Raw genomic sequence first — 16,751 nt, 5'->3', positions numbered from 1 at the left:
TGCTCGCTCTTTGCAGACTCTTGCCGGGAGGCTTATCGAGCCAATACGAGTCAAGCGATTTTTTATTTTTCGTGCTTTTTGCCAGCTAAGCTTCGGGCCAAAAATCAAAGCCCTTGATTCAAAAGCGATTCTTATCCGGGAGCCTCAGGCCCATGCAGGACGGGCGTTGGGAGTCAACGCCCGGGCCCTCCGGAGCCACAAAATTCGTGATTGATCTTGTGTCACGATCCTGCCTAAATGATTTCCACAGAGGGCGCGGGCAAGACCTGCGAAAAAGATGAAAAGGGCAGCCTTCAGGGGCAGTACATTTTCACTTGCCGTCTGTACGGGGTGGTTCCACACGTTCCATCAATTGGAAGCAGATTTCAACCGGGCGATTATCGCGTACCGGATTGCGGATCTACGTCTTCCGGTTGCAACGGACCTTCTGCCGCGTCGTAGAATTGGATTGAGGTGCTGCCCTGCAAAGGGCGGCGTCTTGATCAAGACGCGGGTGCATCAGAGACGCACCCGCTGCATGCCTGGTTGCCGTTCTTCACGAGGGTTCGGGGATCGGGAGGGAAAGAGACAGGCCTGTCGGATGCTTCGGCATCATGACTGGAAAACGCATAGCGGGGACATTGCATCGGCGGCTGCCTTCAAAGGCTCGCAGATGCAAGTTATGCGGATACATGGCGAAGAGGGTTTATGAGGAACCTTTGTCGGCGTGGCGAGCGTCTGGCCTTTGCGGCATGACCTTTGGAAAAAGGCCGTGGAGGACAGATATAAAGGAATGATGGCGGCAGCGATGCCGGCATCCCGGAATGACTTTGGAAGGCGGCAGAATGCATATGAATACGATCAAGGCGGCGGGTGAATTCGGCAGTGGGGAGAATACATTTCAGGCCGTGTCCAAGCGGACTGAAACGACGGGGGAAAAAATCGAGATGAGGCAGGACGCACTGTTCGAGCGGGTCAGCGCGCGTCTGAAAGCACAGGTCGGCCCGGATGTCTTCGCAAGCTGGTTTGGCCGTCTCAAGCTGCATTCGACCTCCAAGAGCGTCGTCCGCCTGTCCGTCCCCACGACCTTCCTCAAGTCCTGGATCAACAACCGTTACCTCGACCTGATCACCAGCCTGGTGCAGCAGGAAGATGCTGACGTTCTGAAGGTCGAGATCCTGGTGCGGACCGCCACGCGCAGTGTCCGTCCGGGGACGACGGAAGACGCCGTGCAGCCGATGATTTCCGACAGCGCATCGTCTGCGCAGTCGCGTCGCAGCTCGGCCCAGCCCGTCGCCCATCATGCAACAGCCGCGCTCAGCAGCTTCCAGAAGGCCGCCCCTGTCGCCGGGCCGCTGTTCGGTTCGCCACTCGACGCCCGCTATACATTCGACAGCTTTGTCGAGGGCTCCTCCAACCGGGTGGCGCTCGCCGCAGCCAAGACCATCGCCGAAGCCGGCGCCGGCGCCGTTCGCTTCAATCCGCTGTTCATTCATTCGAGCGTTGGCCTCGGCAAGACCCACCTTTTGCAGGCCGTCGCCACCGCCGCGATCCAGAGTGCGCGCGCCCCGCGCGTCGTCTATCTGACGGCTGAATATTTCATGTGGCGCTTTGCCACCGCGATCCGCGACAATGACGCCTTGTCGTTGAAGGAGACGCTGCGCAACATCGATCTCCTGGTCATCGACGACATGCAGTTCCTGCAGGGCAAGTCGATCCAGCACGAATTCTGCCATCTTCTCAACATGCTGCTCGACAGCGCCAAGCAGGTCGTCGTTGCCGCAGACCGTGCCCCCTGGGAACTGGAATCGCTCGATCCACGGGTGCGCTCGCGCCTTCAGGGTGGTGTCGCCATCGAAATGGACGGTCCGGACTACGAGATGCGTCTCGAGATTCTCAAGCGCCGCCTCGAAACCGCGCGTCTGGATGATGCGTCCCTCGATATCTCGGCCGACATTCTGAGCCATGTTGCGCGCAGCATCACCGCCAGCGGCCGCGAGCTTGAAGGTGCCTTCAACCAGCTGCTGTTCCGCCGCTCGTTCGAGCCGCACCTGTCGATCGAACGGGTCGACGAATTGCTCGGGCACCTGGTCAACGCCGGCGAACCGCGCCGGGTGCGCATCGAAGACATCCAGCGCGTCGTCGCCAAGCATTACAATGTCTCGCGCCAGGAACTTGTCTCGAACCGCCGCACGCGGGTCATCGTCAAGCCGCGCCAGATTGCCATGTATCTGGCCAAGACCCTGACGCCGCGCTCCTTTCCGGAAATCGGCCGTCGCTTCGGCGGACGCGATCATACAACGGTTCTTCACGCCGTGCGCAAGATCGAGGATCTGATCACCGGCGATACCAAGCTCTGCCATGAGATCGAGCTTTTGAAGCGCCTGATCAACGAATAGCAGACCGGACCGGTTGCGGCTCACCCATGCTCGCTGACTTTTCCATCATTCCTGTGCCTGTCACGGGAATGATGGTTGCCAGCCGAATACACCGCAGAGACCCGCGCGCCAAGCCGGTGCCCCCTGCTATTTCCTGCCCTTCGCCAGCATGTGATAGAGCGCGCGAATTGCCTGCGCCTCGCCACCCACAGGCGAATGCGGGCGTTCGGACTGGGCCCAGCCGAAAATATCGAAATGCACCCAACTCTTCGCATTGGTGACAAAGCGCTTGAGGAACAAGGCTGCCGTGATTGATCCCGCCATGCCACCGGAGGGCGCGTTGGTCAGATCGGCAATCCGGGTCGAAATGTCCTTGTCGTAGCCCATATAGAGCGGCATGCGCCACATCGGATCGTCGACCGCGAGGGCCGATTCCGTCAGGTCGCGCGCCAGATCCTCGTCGTCCGTAAAGAAGGGCGGCAGGTCCGGTCCGAGCGCGACGCGGGCTGCGCCCGTCAGGGTCGCCATGTCGACGACGAGATCGCTCTCCTCTTCATCCGCATAGGCAAGCGCATCGGCGAGGATCAATCGCCCCTCGGCATCGGTATTGTCGATCTGCACCGTCAGGCCCTTGCGGCTGCGGTAGATATCCCCCGGCCGGAAGGCATTGCCGGAAATGGAATTCTCGACCACGGGCACCAGCACACGCAGGTCGATCTTCAGTTTTGCATCCATGATCATCAGCGCCAGGCCCATGACATTGGCGGCACCGCCCATATCCTTCTTCATCAGAAGCATCGAGGCTGCCGGCTTGATGTCGAGCCCGCCGGTGTCGAAGCAGACGCCCTTGCCGACCAGGGTCACCTTGCGATGCCCCTTCTTGCCCCAGCGCAATTCCAGCAGCCTTGGTGCCTCGGCGCTGGCGCGGCCGACGGTGTGGATCAGCGGGAAATTCTGCGTCAGGAGATCGTCTCCTGAAACCACGGAGACGCTGGCCTTGTAGTGTTCGGCAAGCGCACGGAAGGCCGCCTCCAACGCGTTCGGTCCGAGATCATTGGTCGGCACATTGATCAGGTCGCGGGCGAGAAAGACCCCGGCAAGCTGACGCTTGATGTCGCTTGCATCTGCATCCGCCGGGATCATCAGGGTCGGCGCCTCGACCTTCGATGGCTTGTAGCGATCGAAACGATAGGAACCGAGACCATAGCCGAGCGCCAGGCGATTGGCCGTCAGCGGTGCAGTCTCGATATGCCATTTGCCGGCCGGCAGCGCACGGGCGAGCTTGCCTGTGAGGAATGGTGCCTGCGACGGATTGGATCCCAGACCAAGGAGTGCGCCGCCCAGATGCCCATCCGAAGATGGAATCAGCAGCACCGCCCCGGGTTCAGCCTTGAAGCCGGCCTTGCGCGCCCAGTCGAGCGCGATCGGGTCGATGGCGCCGAGATCGATGTGGGCCGGCGTCACCGCGAAGATCGGCAGGGTCGTGCCAGCGGCGGTGTTGAACGGCGATGGGCGGGCGATATACTGATAGGGGGCCATGGATGTCCTTGGAACAAGCGAGCAGAATCACACAATTAACGCTCTGTTAGGGTTAACAGATTATTGCTGAAATGAAGATTGCGCCGAAACGTTGGGATCGGGTCCGGTGCATGAACCATTGCTTCGAGGGGCGCTGGCCATGGCCACCAGACAGACATTTTCATATCCGCGAACAGGTCGCATCCTCCAAGGGCTTTCGATCGCGCTTGTCGCGGTATCGCTCGCCGGATGCGCGGCGCAGAAAAAGGAGCTGACAACCGGCTCCATTCCGAAATTCGACAAGCCCGTGCAATCGATGACAGCCTCGGAACTGTCGCGCGCCGCCGACAGCATCGGCAATGCCTATGAAAAGAACCCTAGGGACCGCAATGCCGGCCTGAACTATGCCAACATGCTGCGCATGACCGGCCGCAACGGCCAGGCCCTGGCCGTCATGCAGCAGGTGGCAATCGTGCATCCGTCAGACCGCGAGGTCCTGGCCGCCTATGGCAAGGCCCAGGCCGCCGCCGGACAGCTCGAACAGGCGCTGGCCACCATCGGGCGCGCGCAGACACCGGACCGCCCGGACTGGAAACTGAAATCGGCGGAAGGGGCAATTCTCGACCAGCTCGGTCGTGCACCGGAAGCCCGCCAGCGCTATCGCGAAGCACTCGACATGCAGCCCAACGAACCTTCGGTGCTGTCCAATCTCGGCATGTCCTATCTCCTGGCAAAGGACCTGAAGACAGCCGAAACCTATCTGCGCTCGGCCACCAACCAGCCGGCGGCCGACAGCAGCGTGCGCCAGAACCTGGCGCTTGCCGTCGGGCTCCAGGGCCGGTTCCAGGAAGCCGAAGATATCGCCATGCAGGAACTGTCACCCGACCAGGCGGCGGCCAATGTCAAATATCTGCGCTCGGTGCTGTCCCAGCAGAACGCCTGGCAGAAGCTCGCCAAGGACGAGGACAAGGGCACGAATTGAGGCGCAAGCCTTTCAAACTTTAGGCCTCATGTCTCAGCCGATACCCGTCGCAACATGGCGACGATGGCCTGATCGAGCGCTGCATCAACCGGCAGCGGCTGCGACGACAATTTGACGATGACGGTTTCATGGGCGGGGTCGATCCAGATCCACTGGCCGTGGATGCCGATCGCCGCCAGCTCGCCCCTGCCACTGGCATACCAGTAATTGCGATAGCGCCCCTCGGGAAAGAGCGTCGCCTGATCTCCGTTGATCCAGGCATCCCGGTTCCCGCCCGTCCAGAGGTCAGCGATGAAGCCGGCCGGCACGATGCCGCCGCCATTTCGCCGGACAAGGTCGCCGGCACGGGCCAGATCGCGGGCGGTCACAGACATGCCGCCAGCGGCACGCGACGTCCCGCAGCGATCAACCGTGATCATGCCATCCGAACTGGCGCCGACGGGTTGCCAGAGGAGACCGCTCAGGAGCGTCGGCAGCCGCACCCCCGATGCACGCTCGAGAACGATGCCGGCCATATCGGTATTTGGCGAGCGATAGGCATGCTGCAGGCCGTGGCTGGCCTTGCCCTTCGGGATCGAGCAGAGAAACGTCTTCAGGTCGGGCGCCGGATCGGCGGGATTGTCCGGCGTCCAGCCGGTGGCGCGGCGATAGCGGTTGAAGGCGCCGTTCTGGTCGAGGTAATTCTCTTCGAAATCGAGACTGATCTCCATGTCGAGAAGCTGCTGCATGGTCGCATCCGCATAGGCAGATCCTTGCGTTTCCGGCACATAGGTAACAACCGGCTCGGACAGGGAAAGCCTGTTCTGTCCGATCAATATGCCGGCCAGAAGCGCGGTCAGCGATTTCGAGACGGAAAAGATGATGTGCGGGCAGAGCGGATCACAATGGCCCGCATACCACTCGGCAACGAGCCGGCCCTTCCGCATGACCACGAAGCCATCGGTATCACCGGCTTCGAGGAAGGCCTCGAGCGGCTGGTCGGCACCATCCAGGCCCGCGACCGGCAGGCCGGCCAACGGGCCGAGATCAAGCACCGCCTCCTCGAACAGCCGGTTGCTGCGGATGACGGCGGAGGGGACGATTTCGCTGACGTTCTGGAACGCCCAGCGCGAGAATGGCGCGGTGCGCCAATTGCCGAGCGTCACGTCGCTGCGGGACACAACCTCTGCCATATCAATGCTCTCCGCCATCGGCCGTCGTCAGGATCCCGTAGAGATCCGGCCGCCGGTCGCGGAACACGCCCCAGGCGGCGCGGTTGTCGGCCAGTTCACGCCGGTCGAACGTCGCGAGCAGAACCGTCTCTCCCATGCGCGGCGCATCGGCAACAAGGAGGCCGTCCGGGCCGGCGATGAAGGATGAGCCATAATAGGTTTGTGTCCTGTCACCGATGGTTTCTGCACCGATACGGTTTGCAGCGGCGACCGGCATCATGTTGGCGGCAGCATGGCCGCGCATGACCATGCGCCAGTGTTCCATAGAATCGAAATCCGGCCGGCCCGGCTCCGAGCCGATCGCCGTGGGGTAGAGCAGAAGCTCCGCGCCCAGCAAGGCCATGGCGCGGGCCGTTTCCGGGAACCACTGATCCCAGCAGATGCCGACACCGATCGTGCCGACCTGCGTCTTCCAGACCTTGAAACCGGTGTCGCCGGGCCGAAAGTAGAATTTTTCGTTGTAGCCGGGACCATCGGGAATATGGGACTTGCGATAGACACCGAGCACATCGCCATTGGCATCGATCATCGCAAGGCTGTTGTAGAAAGCCTGATTTTTCTTTTCGAAGAACGAGACCGGCAGGACGACGCCGAGCTCCTGGGCCAGACCCCGCATCGCAGCGACGACCGGATGGTCGGCCAGGGCATGGGCGCGGGCGAAATGCACCGGGTTCTGTTCCTGGCAGAAATACAGCCCCTCGAACAGTTCCTGCACCAGCACGATATTCGCGCCCTCACCCGCCGCCTGTCTTATCAGCCGCGATGCCGTGGCGATGTTTTCCGCGAGATCATCCGAACAGGAAAACTGCACAACGCCGAGCGTGAAGGAGGAAGACATCAGCTGCGCCCTTCGAAGCCCGTGAGCACGCCGGCGGCATTGACGCCGATCTCGGCCACGGCATAACCGCCCTCCATCACAAACAGGGTTGGCAGGTCGAGCCTGGCGATGCGGGCGCCTATCTTCGGGAAATCCTCCGTCTTCAGCTTGAACTTGCTGATCGGGTCCTTCTCGAACGTATCGACGCCGAGCGAGACGACGACGACATCCGGCTGGTAGGCAAGGAGCCTGTCACAGGCATCGTCGAGCGAGGCGCTCCAGGTTTCCCAGCTCGTGCCGAAGCGCATGGGATAGTTGAGATTGTATCCCTCGCCCGCGCCCGCGCCGCGCTCGTCGGCATGGCCGAGAAAATACGGATATTCCTGCATGGGGTCGGCATGCAGGTTGATGACCTGCACATCGGCGCGGGAATAGAAGATTTCCTGGGTGCCGTTGCCGTGGTGATAATCGACATCAAGGATCGAGACGCGTCTGGCGCCGTTGTCGCGGAACCATTGCGCAGCGACCGCAGCGTTGTTGATGTAGCAATAGCCGCCCATGAAACCGGCACCGGCGTGGTGACCGGGCGGCCGGCAGAGCGCAAAGGCCGCCCGGTCGCCTGCCTGGACCAGGCCCGCTGCCGTCAGGGCCACGTCATGGGAGGATTTGATCGCATCCCATGTGCCTTCGACGACGCCGCAGCCTGCATCGAAGGAATAATAACCAAGCAGGCCGTCGATGAATTCCGGCGGCGCATCGCCGCGCAGGCCGCGCGTCGGCCAGGTGAAGGGCAGCGCTGTTCCGGAGCGCCCTTCCGCCGTCCAGCGATCCCAGATCGTCGGCAGGAAATCGAGATAGTCCTTGCGATGCACCTTGTGGGCGGTCGAAAGATCATGCACGGCCGGCGGAAGCACCGGCCCAAGCCCGACCGTCTTGATGCGGTCGACAACATATTCGGCGCGCGACGGCAATTCGAAGCCGGGCACGATGGCACCAGCGACAAGCTCGACCTGATCGGCATGGCCGAGATGACGCGGAGAAAAAACGGTTTTCATGGGTCTATCCGTTAAAGGAGCACGGCAGGCGCGGGCATGGCAAGTGAAGACGCCCCGCGACGATCGCGGGGCGTAAAGACAGGACGGATGCTACTTCTGCAACTCGGTCCAGATCTTCGTATACAGCTCCTGGACTTCAGGCGGGCAGGTCTGCGAGGGCACGCCCTTCGATGCGAATTCGGCGGGGATGTTGATTTCCGGCGCATCCTTCATATCGGCAGGCATGAAGGCTTCCGAGCCGGCGATACCGTTTGCATAGCGATGGAAGGAGGAATTCATGCCGGCATTTTCCGGATCCATCATGAAGTTCAGAAACAGCTTGGCATTCTCGACATTGGCCGCATCCTTCAGCACGGCAAGATTATCGCTCCAGTTGACGAAGCCTTCCTTGGGGTAGCCGAACTTGATCTTCGGATTGGCAAGGCGCTGGCGAAAGGCCGAGCCGTTCCAGTCGCTGGAGGCAGAAAAGTCGCCTGATCCCATTTTCTCGATCGTGCCGTATTCCATCGCCACCCAGTCGGGCTTTGCCTTGACGAGCGTGTCACGGACCTTCTTCAGGATCGTCAGGTCGCCGGTGCACTTGGTGCCGCCATTATAGAGCACGGCAGCATCAATGACGTCGTTCATTTCCGGTACGACGTTGACCTTGCCCTTCAGTTCAGCCGGCGTATCGAAGATGATGCCCCAGGTGTTGACGTCACCGTTGTAGACATCGGTGTTGACGACCGTGCCGACGATGCCCATTGCCCACGGAACCGTATATTTGCGACCCGGATCGAACTCGGGATCCTTCCAGACGTCGGCGATGTTCTTGAAATTTTCCATCTTGCCCGGATCGGTTTCGAGCAGCAGGCCTTCCGAAATCCAGATCGGGATGTAGTTCTGCGAGGGCACGACCATGTCGAACCCGGAGCCGCCCTGACGGACCTTGGCAAGCGCGGTGTCGTTTGAATCATAGTCGGTGATCGTCACCTTGACCTTGTACTGGTCCTCGAACTTCTTGATCATTTCCGGGCTGGTATAGTTGCCCCAGTTGTAGATGTTGAGCACGCCCTCGGCATGGGCGAGCCCCGTCGAAGCGAGCAATGCGGCCGCGAGGGCCAGCGTGGTCTTTATCCGTTTCATGGTGTTGTTCCCTTTTTACGTTCTCAGATGCGTTTCTTGTTGACGAAGAAGAAGACCGTCACGATGCAGATCGACAGGAGCAGAAACAGCGTCGAGATCGCATTCATTTCGGGCGTGATCGCCCGGCGCAGCTGGCCGAGCATATAGGTGGGCAAGGTATCCTGCCCGGCCGACTTGACGAATTCGGTGATGACGACGTCATCGAGCGAGATGACGAAGGCGAGCATCAGCCCGGCCAGAATGCCCGGCCAGAGCAGCGGCAATGTGACGTATCGGAAGGTTTTCCAAGGGGTGGCATAGAGATCGGCGGCAGCGCGCTCCAGCGTCAGGTCCATGTTTTCCAGACGCGCCCGGATCGGCAGATAGGCGAAGGGGATGCAGAAGGCGGTGTGCGCCGCGATCAGGTAACCGAGGCCGGAATATCCGGTCCAGACCTTGATGCGCGAAAAGAAGATCAAAAGTGCGACAGCCGTGACGATCTCCGGGATCATCAGCGGCTGGTTGATGAAGGCATACTTCAGCGTCAGGCCGCGATAGGGTTCCGTGCGGGTGGTGGCCAGCGCCGCCATGGTTGCCGCAGCGGTTGCAACCAGTGCTGCGACCACGGCGATCTGCAGCGAGCGGATCGAAGCCTCTATGACCTGCTGGTTTTCGAACGCCTTGACGAACCACTGGAGCGAGAAACCTTCCCATGTATTCAGCGAGGTGCCGGCATTGAAGGCATAGACCACCAGCACAGCGATCGGCAGGTAGAGCGCGAAAAAGCACATCATCGCGATCGCGGTGAAGCCTGTCTGGCGGCGGACGGAGAACTGTCTAGCCATGCCGGCCCCCCGCCCCCTTGGCATTGCGGACGTAGAAGAGCAGCGCCACCATGACGATCAGCATCAGCGTGATCGACAGTGCGGCCCCCAGCGGCCAGTTGCGGCCCTGGCCGAATTGCAGTTCGATCAGATTGCCGAGCATCAGGTTCTTGCCGCCGCCGAGGATGCTGGGCGTGACGTAAGCGCCGAGCGCCGGGATGAAGACAAGGATGGAGCCGGCAATGATGCCGGGCTTTACCAGCGGCACGATGATCCGGCGCAGCACCTGGAATGGCGTCGCGTAGAGATCGTAGCCCGCCTCGAGCAGCCGGAAATCGAGTTTTTCCATGCTGGCATAGAGCGGCAGGACCATCAGCGGCAGATAGACATAGACCATGCCCGTGAGGATGGCGCCATCGGTGAACAGCATCTGCACGGGGCTCGCAAACAGGCCGAGCTTGATCATGATGGTGTTGATCAGGCCTTCATTGCGGATGATCTGCAGGATCGCGAACGTCCGGATCAACAGGTTCGTCCAGAACGGAATGGTGATCAGGAACAGCCATAATTCGCGCGAATTGTCCGGTCGTGTCGCGATGAAATAGGCCGTGGGAAAGCCGACCAGCAGCGTCAGCACCGTCGTCACCAGCGACAGCCAGACCGAGCGCATGAAAATCGAGACATGCGCATCGGCAAGTGACAGCGTCTCGTCGAAGATGTCGCGCTCGAGAAAGACGTTGACCCAGCCCGAGAGTGTCGGTTGCCACTGGACGTCGCCATAGGGACCGGGCGTCAGGAAGGAATAGACGACAACGATCAGCAGCGGACCCGCGGCGGCGAGCAGGATGATCAGCAGCGCCGGCATCGAGAGCAGCCAGCGATTGCGGACGTCCCGCCTTGCTTCCGCCTCGATGACCTCTGCCGCCTCGCTCATCTCAGTTCCTCAGGACGCGGGCGGCATTGGCTTCGACCGAAATGCCGACCCTGTCGCCTTGCGCAAACCGCGCGGCCTGCATCGGCTTGTTCTGCTCACGCAGCGTAAACGGCGTCACGCCATCGGAAAGCACGACGTGATAGTGGGTATCGGTTCCGAAATAGACGACATTTTCCAGCGTACCTGTCATCTGGCATTCGCCCATGGCATCGGGCGGGCAGAGCATGGCGTGCTCGGGGCGAAGCACCACGGTGACCTCGCCATCAGGTGAAAATCCCGTCGGCAGGGCAGCGGCAATGTGGCCGGCAACCCCGGTATCGACCTCGGCGATGCCGTTTTCCGTCGACACGACGCGGCCCTTCAGGAAATTGGTCTCGCCGATGAAATCGGCAACGAAACGATCGGTCGGCGCATCGTAGATCTCGCGCGGACTGCCCACCTGAAGGATGCGCCCGGCCGACATGACCGCAACCCGGTCCGACATGGTCAATGCCTCCTCCTGATCATGCGTCACGAAGATGAAGGTGATGCCGGTTTCGGCCTGCAGCCGTTTCAGCTCGATCTGCATGTCCTTGCGCAGCTTGTAGTCAAGCGCCGACAAGGGCTCGTCGAGCAGCAGAACCTTCGGCTGCGGGGCGAGCGCGCGGGCGAGCGCCACGCGCTGCTGCTGGCCGCCAGAAATCTGGCTCGTGCGCCGGCCGCGCAGTTCTTCCATGCGCACCAGCTTCAACATCTCGGCGACGCGCGCCTGGATTTCCGCTTTCGGCCGACCGAGCATCTGAAGGCCGAAGCCGATGTTTTCCGCGACCGTCATGTGCGGAAACAGGGCGTAACTCTGGAAGACCGTGTTCACCGGACGCTTGAACGGCGGCATCGCGGCAATGTTCTCGCCGTTCAGAAGGATCTCGCCTGATGTCGGGAACTCGAAGCCGGCGATCAGCCGCAGGAGCGTGGTCTTGCCGCACCCGGACGGGCCGAGCAGCGTGAAAAACTCGTTCTGCCGGATGGCGACCGATGTGTCGTTAACGGCGGCGAAGGCAAACTCGCCGAACCCGAATATCTTGGAAACGTTGCGTATCTCGACAGCGTTCAAATCCGCCATATGCGGTACACTTACCCTGATTTCAGCTGCTGTTCCTGCCTTTTCGGCTTTGCCACAGGTGACCACAGCGCCCCGTCATTGACAACCCTTAACGCTTTTCCAAGCAAAAATATTTATCGAGAGGAAAAACTGATGCGCCCGCCGCAGACCGTCGTGACCGGTCGAACTTTATCCAGCGCCTCTATCGCGACAGCCTCGATGTCGGCACTCAGGATGACGAGATCGGCGAGATAGCCCGGCTTGATCCTGCCCTTGCGGTCCTCGCGGAACTCGGCATAGGCGCCCTCCACCGTATAGGCGGCCAGCGCCTCCATCAGCGAAAAGCTCTGGTCCGGAACCTTCGGCGCCCAGGGCTTGCGGATCACCGCCGTCTGGATGCCGGCGATCGGGTCGATCGGTGACACCGGCCAGTCGGAGGCAAAGCAGACGCGCGCACCGGCATCCTTCAAGGTCCGCCAGGCATAGCTGAGGGGCCAGCGATCCGGCCCGATGCGCGAGACCGTCGGCTCCAGCGGCACACCCATGCTGCCCGGCGGATGCGGCGGCTGCATCGATGCAATCACCCCAAGCGCTGCAAAGCGCGGGATATCGTCGGCATGCACAACCTCGATATGCTCGATGCGGTGCCGGCTGTCGCGGACGCCATTGGCGGTGCGCGCCGCCTCGTAGCCGTCCAGCACCGCGCGCACCGCGCCGTCGCCGATCGCGTGCACGGCGATCTGCAAGCCGCGCCGGTCGGCCTCGATGGCAACGTCGCGAAACGTGTCGGGCGTGAACAGGCCCTCGCCGCAATCGTCCGGCCGGTCGGCATAGGGCTCGACCATCACCGCCGTCCAGCTGTCGAGCACGCCATCATAGAAGACCTTGACCACGCTGCAGGACAACCAGTCGCTGTTGAAGCGCGCCGCCATCGAGGAGGCCTTTTCCAGCATGTCGAGGCCCATGAAATTCTTGAAATGGAACGGAATCATCACCCGGCAGGGCAGTGTGCCATCTTCCTTCTCGATCGCTTCCAGCAGTTCCAGCTGGTAGAGATTGCCGTCCATGTTCTGGATCGTGGTGATGCCGTGGCGGGTACAATAATCCAGCCCGCGGCGCATGACGGCAATATCTTGGCCCCATTCGGCGGCGTTCGGATAGGGATCGGGTTCGCCCCCGGTCGCCAGCCCCAGCCGGTAGCGCTCGAAACCGCCGGCGGCCTGCAGCGGGCTGAACGCTTCCATTTCGCGCAACTCGCCTGTTGCCCGGCCGTCTTCACCCATCACCACCTCGTTGCCCGGCCCCATCTCGGCACCGTGGAGCATGTCGACCAGTTCGAGCGCCCGGGTATTGGCCCAGGCCGTATGGTGATCCGGCGCGAAAAGAACCAGGGGCTGATCGGGCAGAATGGCATCGAGATGGTGGCGGGTGAGGCGCTCGGTATCGCCAAGGATGGTGTAGTCCGCCCCTTGCGCAAACAGCACCGGCTGGTCGCCCCGTCCCTTCGCATAGGCCAATACAGCCTCCGTCAGGGCCGGGATCCCCTGCACACCGGCAAGCTGGAGATGATCGAGTTCGGCCGAGCCGGAAAACAGGTGCATGTGGTTTTCGGAGAAGCCCGGCAGAACCGAGCCGCCGTGGGCATCGATCACCTGCGTCTGCGCGCCGGCCAGCGCCTCGACCACGCTGCGCGTTCCCACCGCGACGATCCTGTCGCCCGCCACTGCGATGGCTTCGGCGGTTCGATTGTCATCATCCAGCGTCAGCACACGGGCATTGACGATGATCAGGTCTGCGGGACGGGGCATGGCGATCTTTCGATTTGCAAAGTGACTGCCTGGACTTAACCATCGGCGCCATGGTCCGCGCAAGCCCGGACATCTGGCCGCCCGGCAGCTACCAGCCCTCCTCCAGCACGCGTGCCAGCATATCCGCAAAGAAGTCGGCACTTTTGTGCGAAAGGCAGAGCGGCGGCTTGATCTTCAGGACATTCAGATAATCGCCGGTCGGCTGCATGATCACGCCAAGCTGCAGAAGCCGATTACAGATCGCGGCCGTTTCCTGTGTTGCCGGCGCCAGTGTCTGGCGGTCGCGGACGAATTCAAGGCCGAGATAGAGGCCCATGCCATGCACCGCGCCAACGATCGGAAACCGCAGCCCCAGCGCTTCCAGCCGCATCTTCAAATGTGCGCCGACACGCCGGGCATTCTCCTGCAGATTTTCGTCGCTGAGAACGTCGAGCACCGTCATGCCGACCACAGATGAAACCGGGCTGCCGCCGGACGAGGAGAAGAAGTACCCCTCCTTTTCCAGCGCATCGGCGATGGCCCGCGTTGTGATGACCGCGCCGAGCGGGTGGCCATTGCCCATGCCCTTGGCGACCGTGATGATGTCGGGCACGACGCCCTGCTCCTCGAAACCCCAGAAATAATGTCCGAGCCGGCCATAGCCGACCTGCACCTCGTCGGCGATGCAGACACCGCCCCGCGCCCGCACCATCGCATAGACGGCCTGCAGGTAACCCGGCGGCAAGGGAATGCCGCCGGCATTGCCATAGACGCATTCGCAGATGAAACCCGCCAGCCCTTCGCCCGATCTATCAAGCGTGTCGAGGGCCGGCAGGATGCTGGCCACATAGTCGTCGGTCGAACCCGGACCGCGAAACTGGCCGCGATAGGTATTGGGAGACACGACCGGGTGAACCCAGGGCGGTCGCGTCGTCAGCGCCTGCGGATTGTCGGCGATCGAGGTCGATACGGCGTCGCTTGCCACGGACCAGCCGTGATACGCTTCCAGAAGGCAGAGCATGTTGCGGGCGCCGCTTGTCGCCCAGGCCAGCCTCAGCGCCAGGTCATTGGCCTCCGAACCGCTGTTGACGAGGAAAACGGTATCCAGCCCCTCCGGCGCAAGGCCTGCCAGCCGCTCCGAGAATTGCGCGACAGAGGCGTAGTGAAAGCGCGAATTGGTGTTCAGCAATGACCATTGCCGCGCAATATTTTCGCTCAGGCGCGGATGGCCGTGGCCGAGGATCGAAACGTTGTTGACCATGTCGAGATAGGCGCGACCCTCGACGTCGAAGAGGTGCTCCTTCCAGCCCCGCTCGATCTGCGGTGGCGTATCGTAATAGTTCTTCTGCGGGCGCGCGAAATGGCGCTGCCGGCGCGACAGAAGATCGGCGCTTGGCGGTTTGGGCGCATCGCAATCGATGGCCAGCAAGGCGGACGGCGACGGGCAAAGGGCGGCCCAGGCCGCAGCATGGGCGGGCTTCGAAAACAGCGGCGGCAGAAGGCCCGGCTCGCGGCAGAGCTGGACGGTCAGGACACCGCGTCCGCCGGCCACTTCGGCAACCATGCCGATCCCGTCGCCGGCGGCGAGCGTGTCCTGACCGTCGGGATCATGGTCCAGGCCGAAAAGATGCAGCGTCAGCCCGTCGATGCCACGCAGCATGGTCCTTGCGTCTCTAATCTCCAACACCCCGGCGAAGGGCGCGACGACCCGCGTTCCCGTTTCAAGGTCAAGCGTGACGTGCAGGGCAAAAGTATCAGGCGCGTTGGCGGAAAGGGTTCGTGTTCGGGTGAGCCGGTACTCGCCATAGCGCGTGGCGGCTGCACCGGAACGCCCGGCAGCCTCCACCAGCAACGCCTGTTCAACCTCGGGCGCGGAGAAGTTGTCCTGCGGCAGATCCTGGCTGAGCGTTCCGAGATCGAGCAGATGGACACTGTCGGGATTGATCTCCGGTAGCAGGCGGCCCATGCCGGACAATGGAAGATCCGCGTCCGGTGTTGCGCCTGCCTGCAAGATCGCCGCCTGCATCAGCGCAAACGGCACCGAGACGGCGCATTCGAAAATCGCCCGCTCATGCTCGATATTGCCGATGACATAGGCATTGTCGGGATCGATGGCCAGTTGCTGTTCGCTGCTGGCGACGAGGATCGTCGCCCGCGCCACGATCAGCGGCCATAGTGCCTGTAGTTCGGCATGGTTGAGCGGATACACGGCGTGGAAGGCGCGTATGGCCGGCAGGATGAAGAAGGGATCGCCATCGGCATGATGCAAAAGCGAGGCACAGGTGACGGCGAGATCGGCGACAAGCCAGCCTTTCAGGATATCGCCGAAATCGATGACACCATCGGGAACGAGATGTCCGTCCCGGTCCGCGCGCGCCACGACATTGTCGTCGGTGACGTCGTGATGGATCGCCTGTAGCCGCAGATCCGGCCCCAGCCGGTTGATGCGCCGGACCGCACCGGCCAGCGCCTCGGCGAGCCGACGCTGGAGCATGCGATCGATCATGGGCTGCAGCAAATGCAGGCCGACAGGGCCGGCGCGGCGCAGGTCCCATTGCAGGTCGCGCTCGAGGCCCGGATGCTCGAAATCGGCAAGAGCCAGCGCCAGCTTTCCGGTGGCACGACCAAGCCCTTCGACCGTCTCCACCGCCAGATGCTTGCGGCGGGTCAGCGGTTCGCCGTCGAGATAATCCAGCAGGCGGATCTGGTAGGGATCTCCGCCAATATCGAGGAACAGGATGTCCTCGCCGCGCAGGCCGGGAATGACGGAGGGCACGCGCGGCACGTCGACCTTGCCGGCAATGTGGCGCATCGCGGCGTTCTGCGCTTCAAGTTCGATGGTCGCATAGTCGGCCCGGCAGATCTTGAGCACGAAGCGGCCTTCCGCCGCCTCGATGCGGTAGTTGCGATCCTGCTGGCTGCCAAGCTCGATGATCGGTCCGCTCAGCCCGTACCAGCCGATCAGGATGTCGGCAGCATCCTGCGCCGTCACGTCCGGTCGCGACAGTTCTGTCCGGCGCAGCAGCGCGTCATCCGGCATGTCTTGCTCCTCAACTTGTTCGGGGCGACTTTAAACCGGCC

At 62.1% G+C, this 16,751-nt stretch carries 13 protein-coding genes; 3 read left to right on the top strand and 10 right to left on the bottom strand.

The genetic code is table 11. The features are described from left to right. Nucleotides 1-214, top strand: a 214-nt coding sequence (locus AX760_RS27470; RefSeq protein ID WP_210187379.1) for a hypothetical protein, incomplete at its 5' end; no start/stop codon positions are given. 712 nt (nt 215-926) lie between these two features. Beyond that, nucleotides 927-2,378, top strand: a complete 1,452-nt coding sequence (dnaA, locus tag AX760_RS17410) for a chromosomal replication initiator protein DnaA (protein ID WP_342587504.1) — start codon at nt 927-929, stop codon at nt 2,376-2,378. Between the two features lie 126 nt (nt 2,379-2,504). Here dnaA and AX760_RS17405 read toward each other — a convergent pair whose 3' ends face one another. Next, nucleotides 2,505-3,896 (bottom strand): leucyl aminopeptidase family protein, encoded by a 1,392-nt coding sequence (locus AX760_RS17405; protein ID WP_071834256.1) that lies wholly within the window; start codon nt 3,894-3,896, stop codon nt 2,505-2,507. A 139-nt stretch (nt 3,897-4,035) separates the two neighbouring features. Between AX760_RS17405 and AX760_RS17400 the strand changes: the two genes are divergently transcribed. Next, nucleotides 4,036-4,857, top strand: a complete 822-nt coding sequence (locus AX760_RS17400) for a tetratricopeptide repeat protein (RefSeq protein WP_071834255.1) — start codon at nt 4,036-4,038, stop codon at nt 4,855-4,857. A 26-nt stretch (nt 4,858-4,883) separates the two neighbouring features. On the opposite strand, the gene AX760_RS17395 is transcribed toward AX760_RS17400, so the two are convergent. From AX760_RS17395 to AX760_RS17355, 9 genes are all read right to left on the bottom strand, one after another. Next, entirely contained in the window at nt 4,884-6,029 is a 1,146-nt protein-coding gene (locus AX760_RS17395; RefSeq protein ID WP_071834254.1) for a serine hydrolase domain-containing protein, read from the bottom strand. Between the two features lies 1 nt (nt 6,030). Then, nucleotides 6,031-6,906 carry an N-carbamoylputrescine amidase gene (aguB, locus tag AX760_RS17390; RefSeq protein ID WP_071834253.1) on the bottom strand — a complete coding sequence of 292 codons (876 nt, stop codon included), beginning with the start codon at nt 6,904-6,906 and terminating at the stop codon, nt 6,031-6,033. Continuing rightward, nucleotides 6,906-7,940 (bottom strand): histone deacetylase family protein, encoded by a 1,035-nt coding sequence (locus AX760_RS17385; RefSeq protein ID WP_071834252.1) that lies wholly within the window; start codon nt 7,938-7,940, stop codon nt 6,906-6,908. The genes aguB and AX760_RS17385 overlap by 1 nt, the downstream gene beginning before the upstream one ends. A gap of 90 nt (nt 7,941-8,030) precedes the next feature. Further along, nucleotides 8,031-9,065 (bottom strand): ABC transporter substrate-binding protein, encoded by a 1,035-nt coding sequence (locus AX760_RS17380; protein ID WP_071834251.1) that lies wholly within the window; start codon nt 9,063-9,065, stop codon nt 8,031-8,033. Between the two features lie 23 nt (nt 9,066-9,088). Further along, on the bottom strand, nt 9,089-9,889 hold the full coding sequence (locus AX760_RS17375) for an ABC transporter permease (protein WP_071834250.1): 801 nt from the start codon (nt 9,887-9,889) through the stop codon (nt 9,089-9,091). After that, the gene (locus AX760_RS17370) at nt 9,882-10,802 is read right to left on the bottom strand and encodes an ABC transporter permease (RefSeq protein ID WP_071834249.1); all 921 of its coding nucleotides are present in this window, start codon (nt 10,800-10,802) and stop codon (nt 9,882-9,884) included. Before AX760_RS17370 ends, AX760_RS17375 begins: the two co-directional genes overlap by 8 nt. Nucleotide 10,803: 1 nt before the next feature. Further along, entirely contained in the window at nt 10,804-11,904 is a 1,101-nt protein-coding gene (locus tag AX760_RS17365) for an ABC transporter ATP-binding protein (protein WP_071834248.1), read from the bottom strand. A 113-nt stretch (nt 11,905-12,017) separates the two neighbouring features. Continuing rightward, nucleotides 12,018-13,691 carry an amidohydrolase gene (locus AX760_RS17360; protein WP_071834247.1) on the bottom strand — a complete coding sequence of 558 codons (1,674 nt, stop codon included), beginning with the start codon at nt 13,689-13,691 and terminating at the stop codon, nt 12,018-12,020. Nucleotides 13,692-13,779: 88 nt separating this feature from the next. After that, on the bottom strand, nt 13,780-16,710 hold the full coding sequence (locus tag AX760_RS17355; RefSeq protein ID WP_071834246.1) for an aminotransferase: 2,931 nt from the start codon (nt 16,708-16,710) through the stop codon (nt 13,780-13,782). Nucleotides 16,711-16,751 lie beyond the last annotated feature (41 nt).

The organism is Pararhizobium antarcticum, assembly GCF_001885585.1.
Lineage (GTDB): Bacteria > Pseudomonadota > Alphaproteobacteria > Rhizobiales > Rhizobiaceae > Pararhizobium > Pararhizobium antarcticum.
Note: the sequence above shows the minus strand (reverse complement) of the source record. Positions and strands in the feature narration are given on the sequence as shown.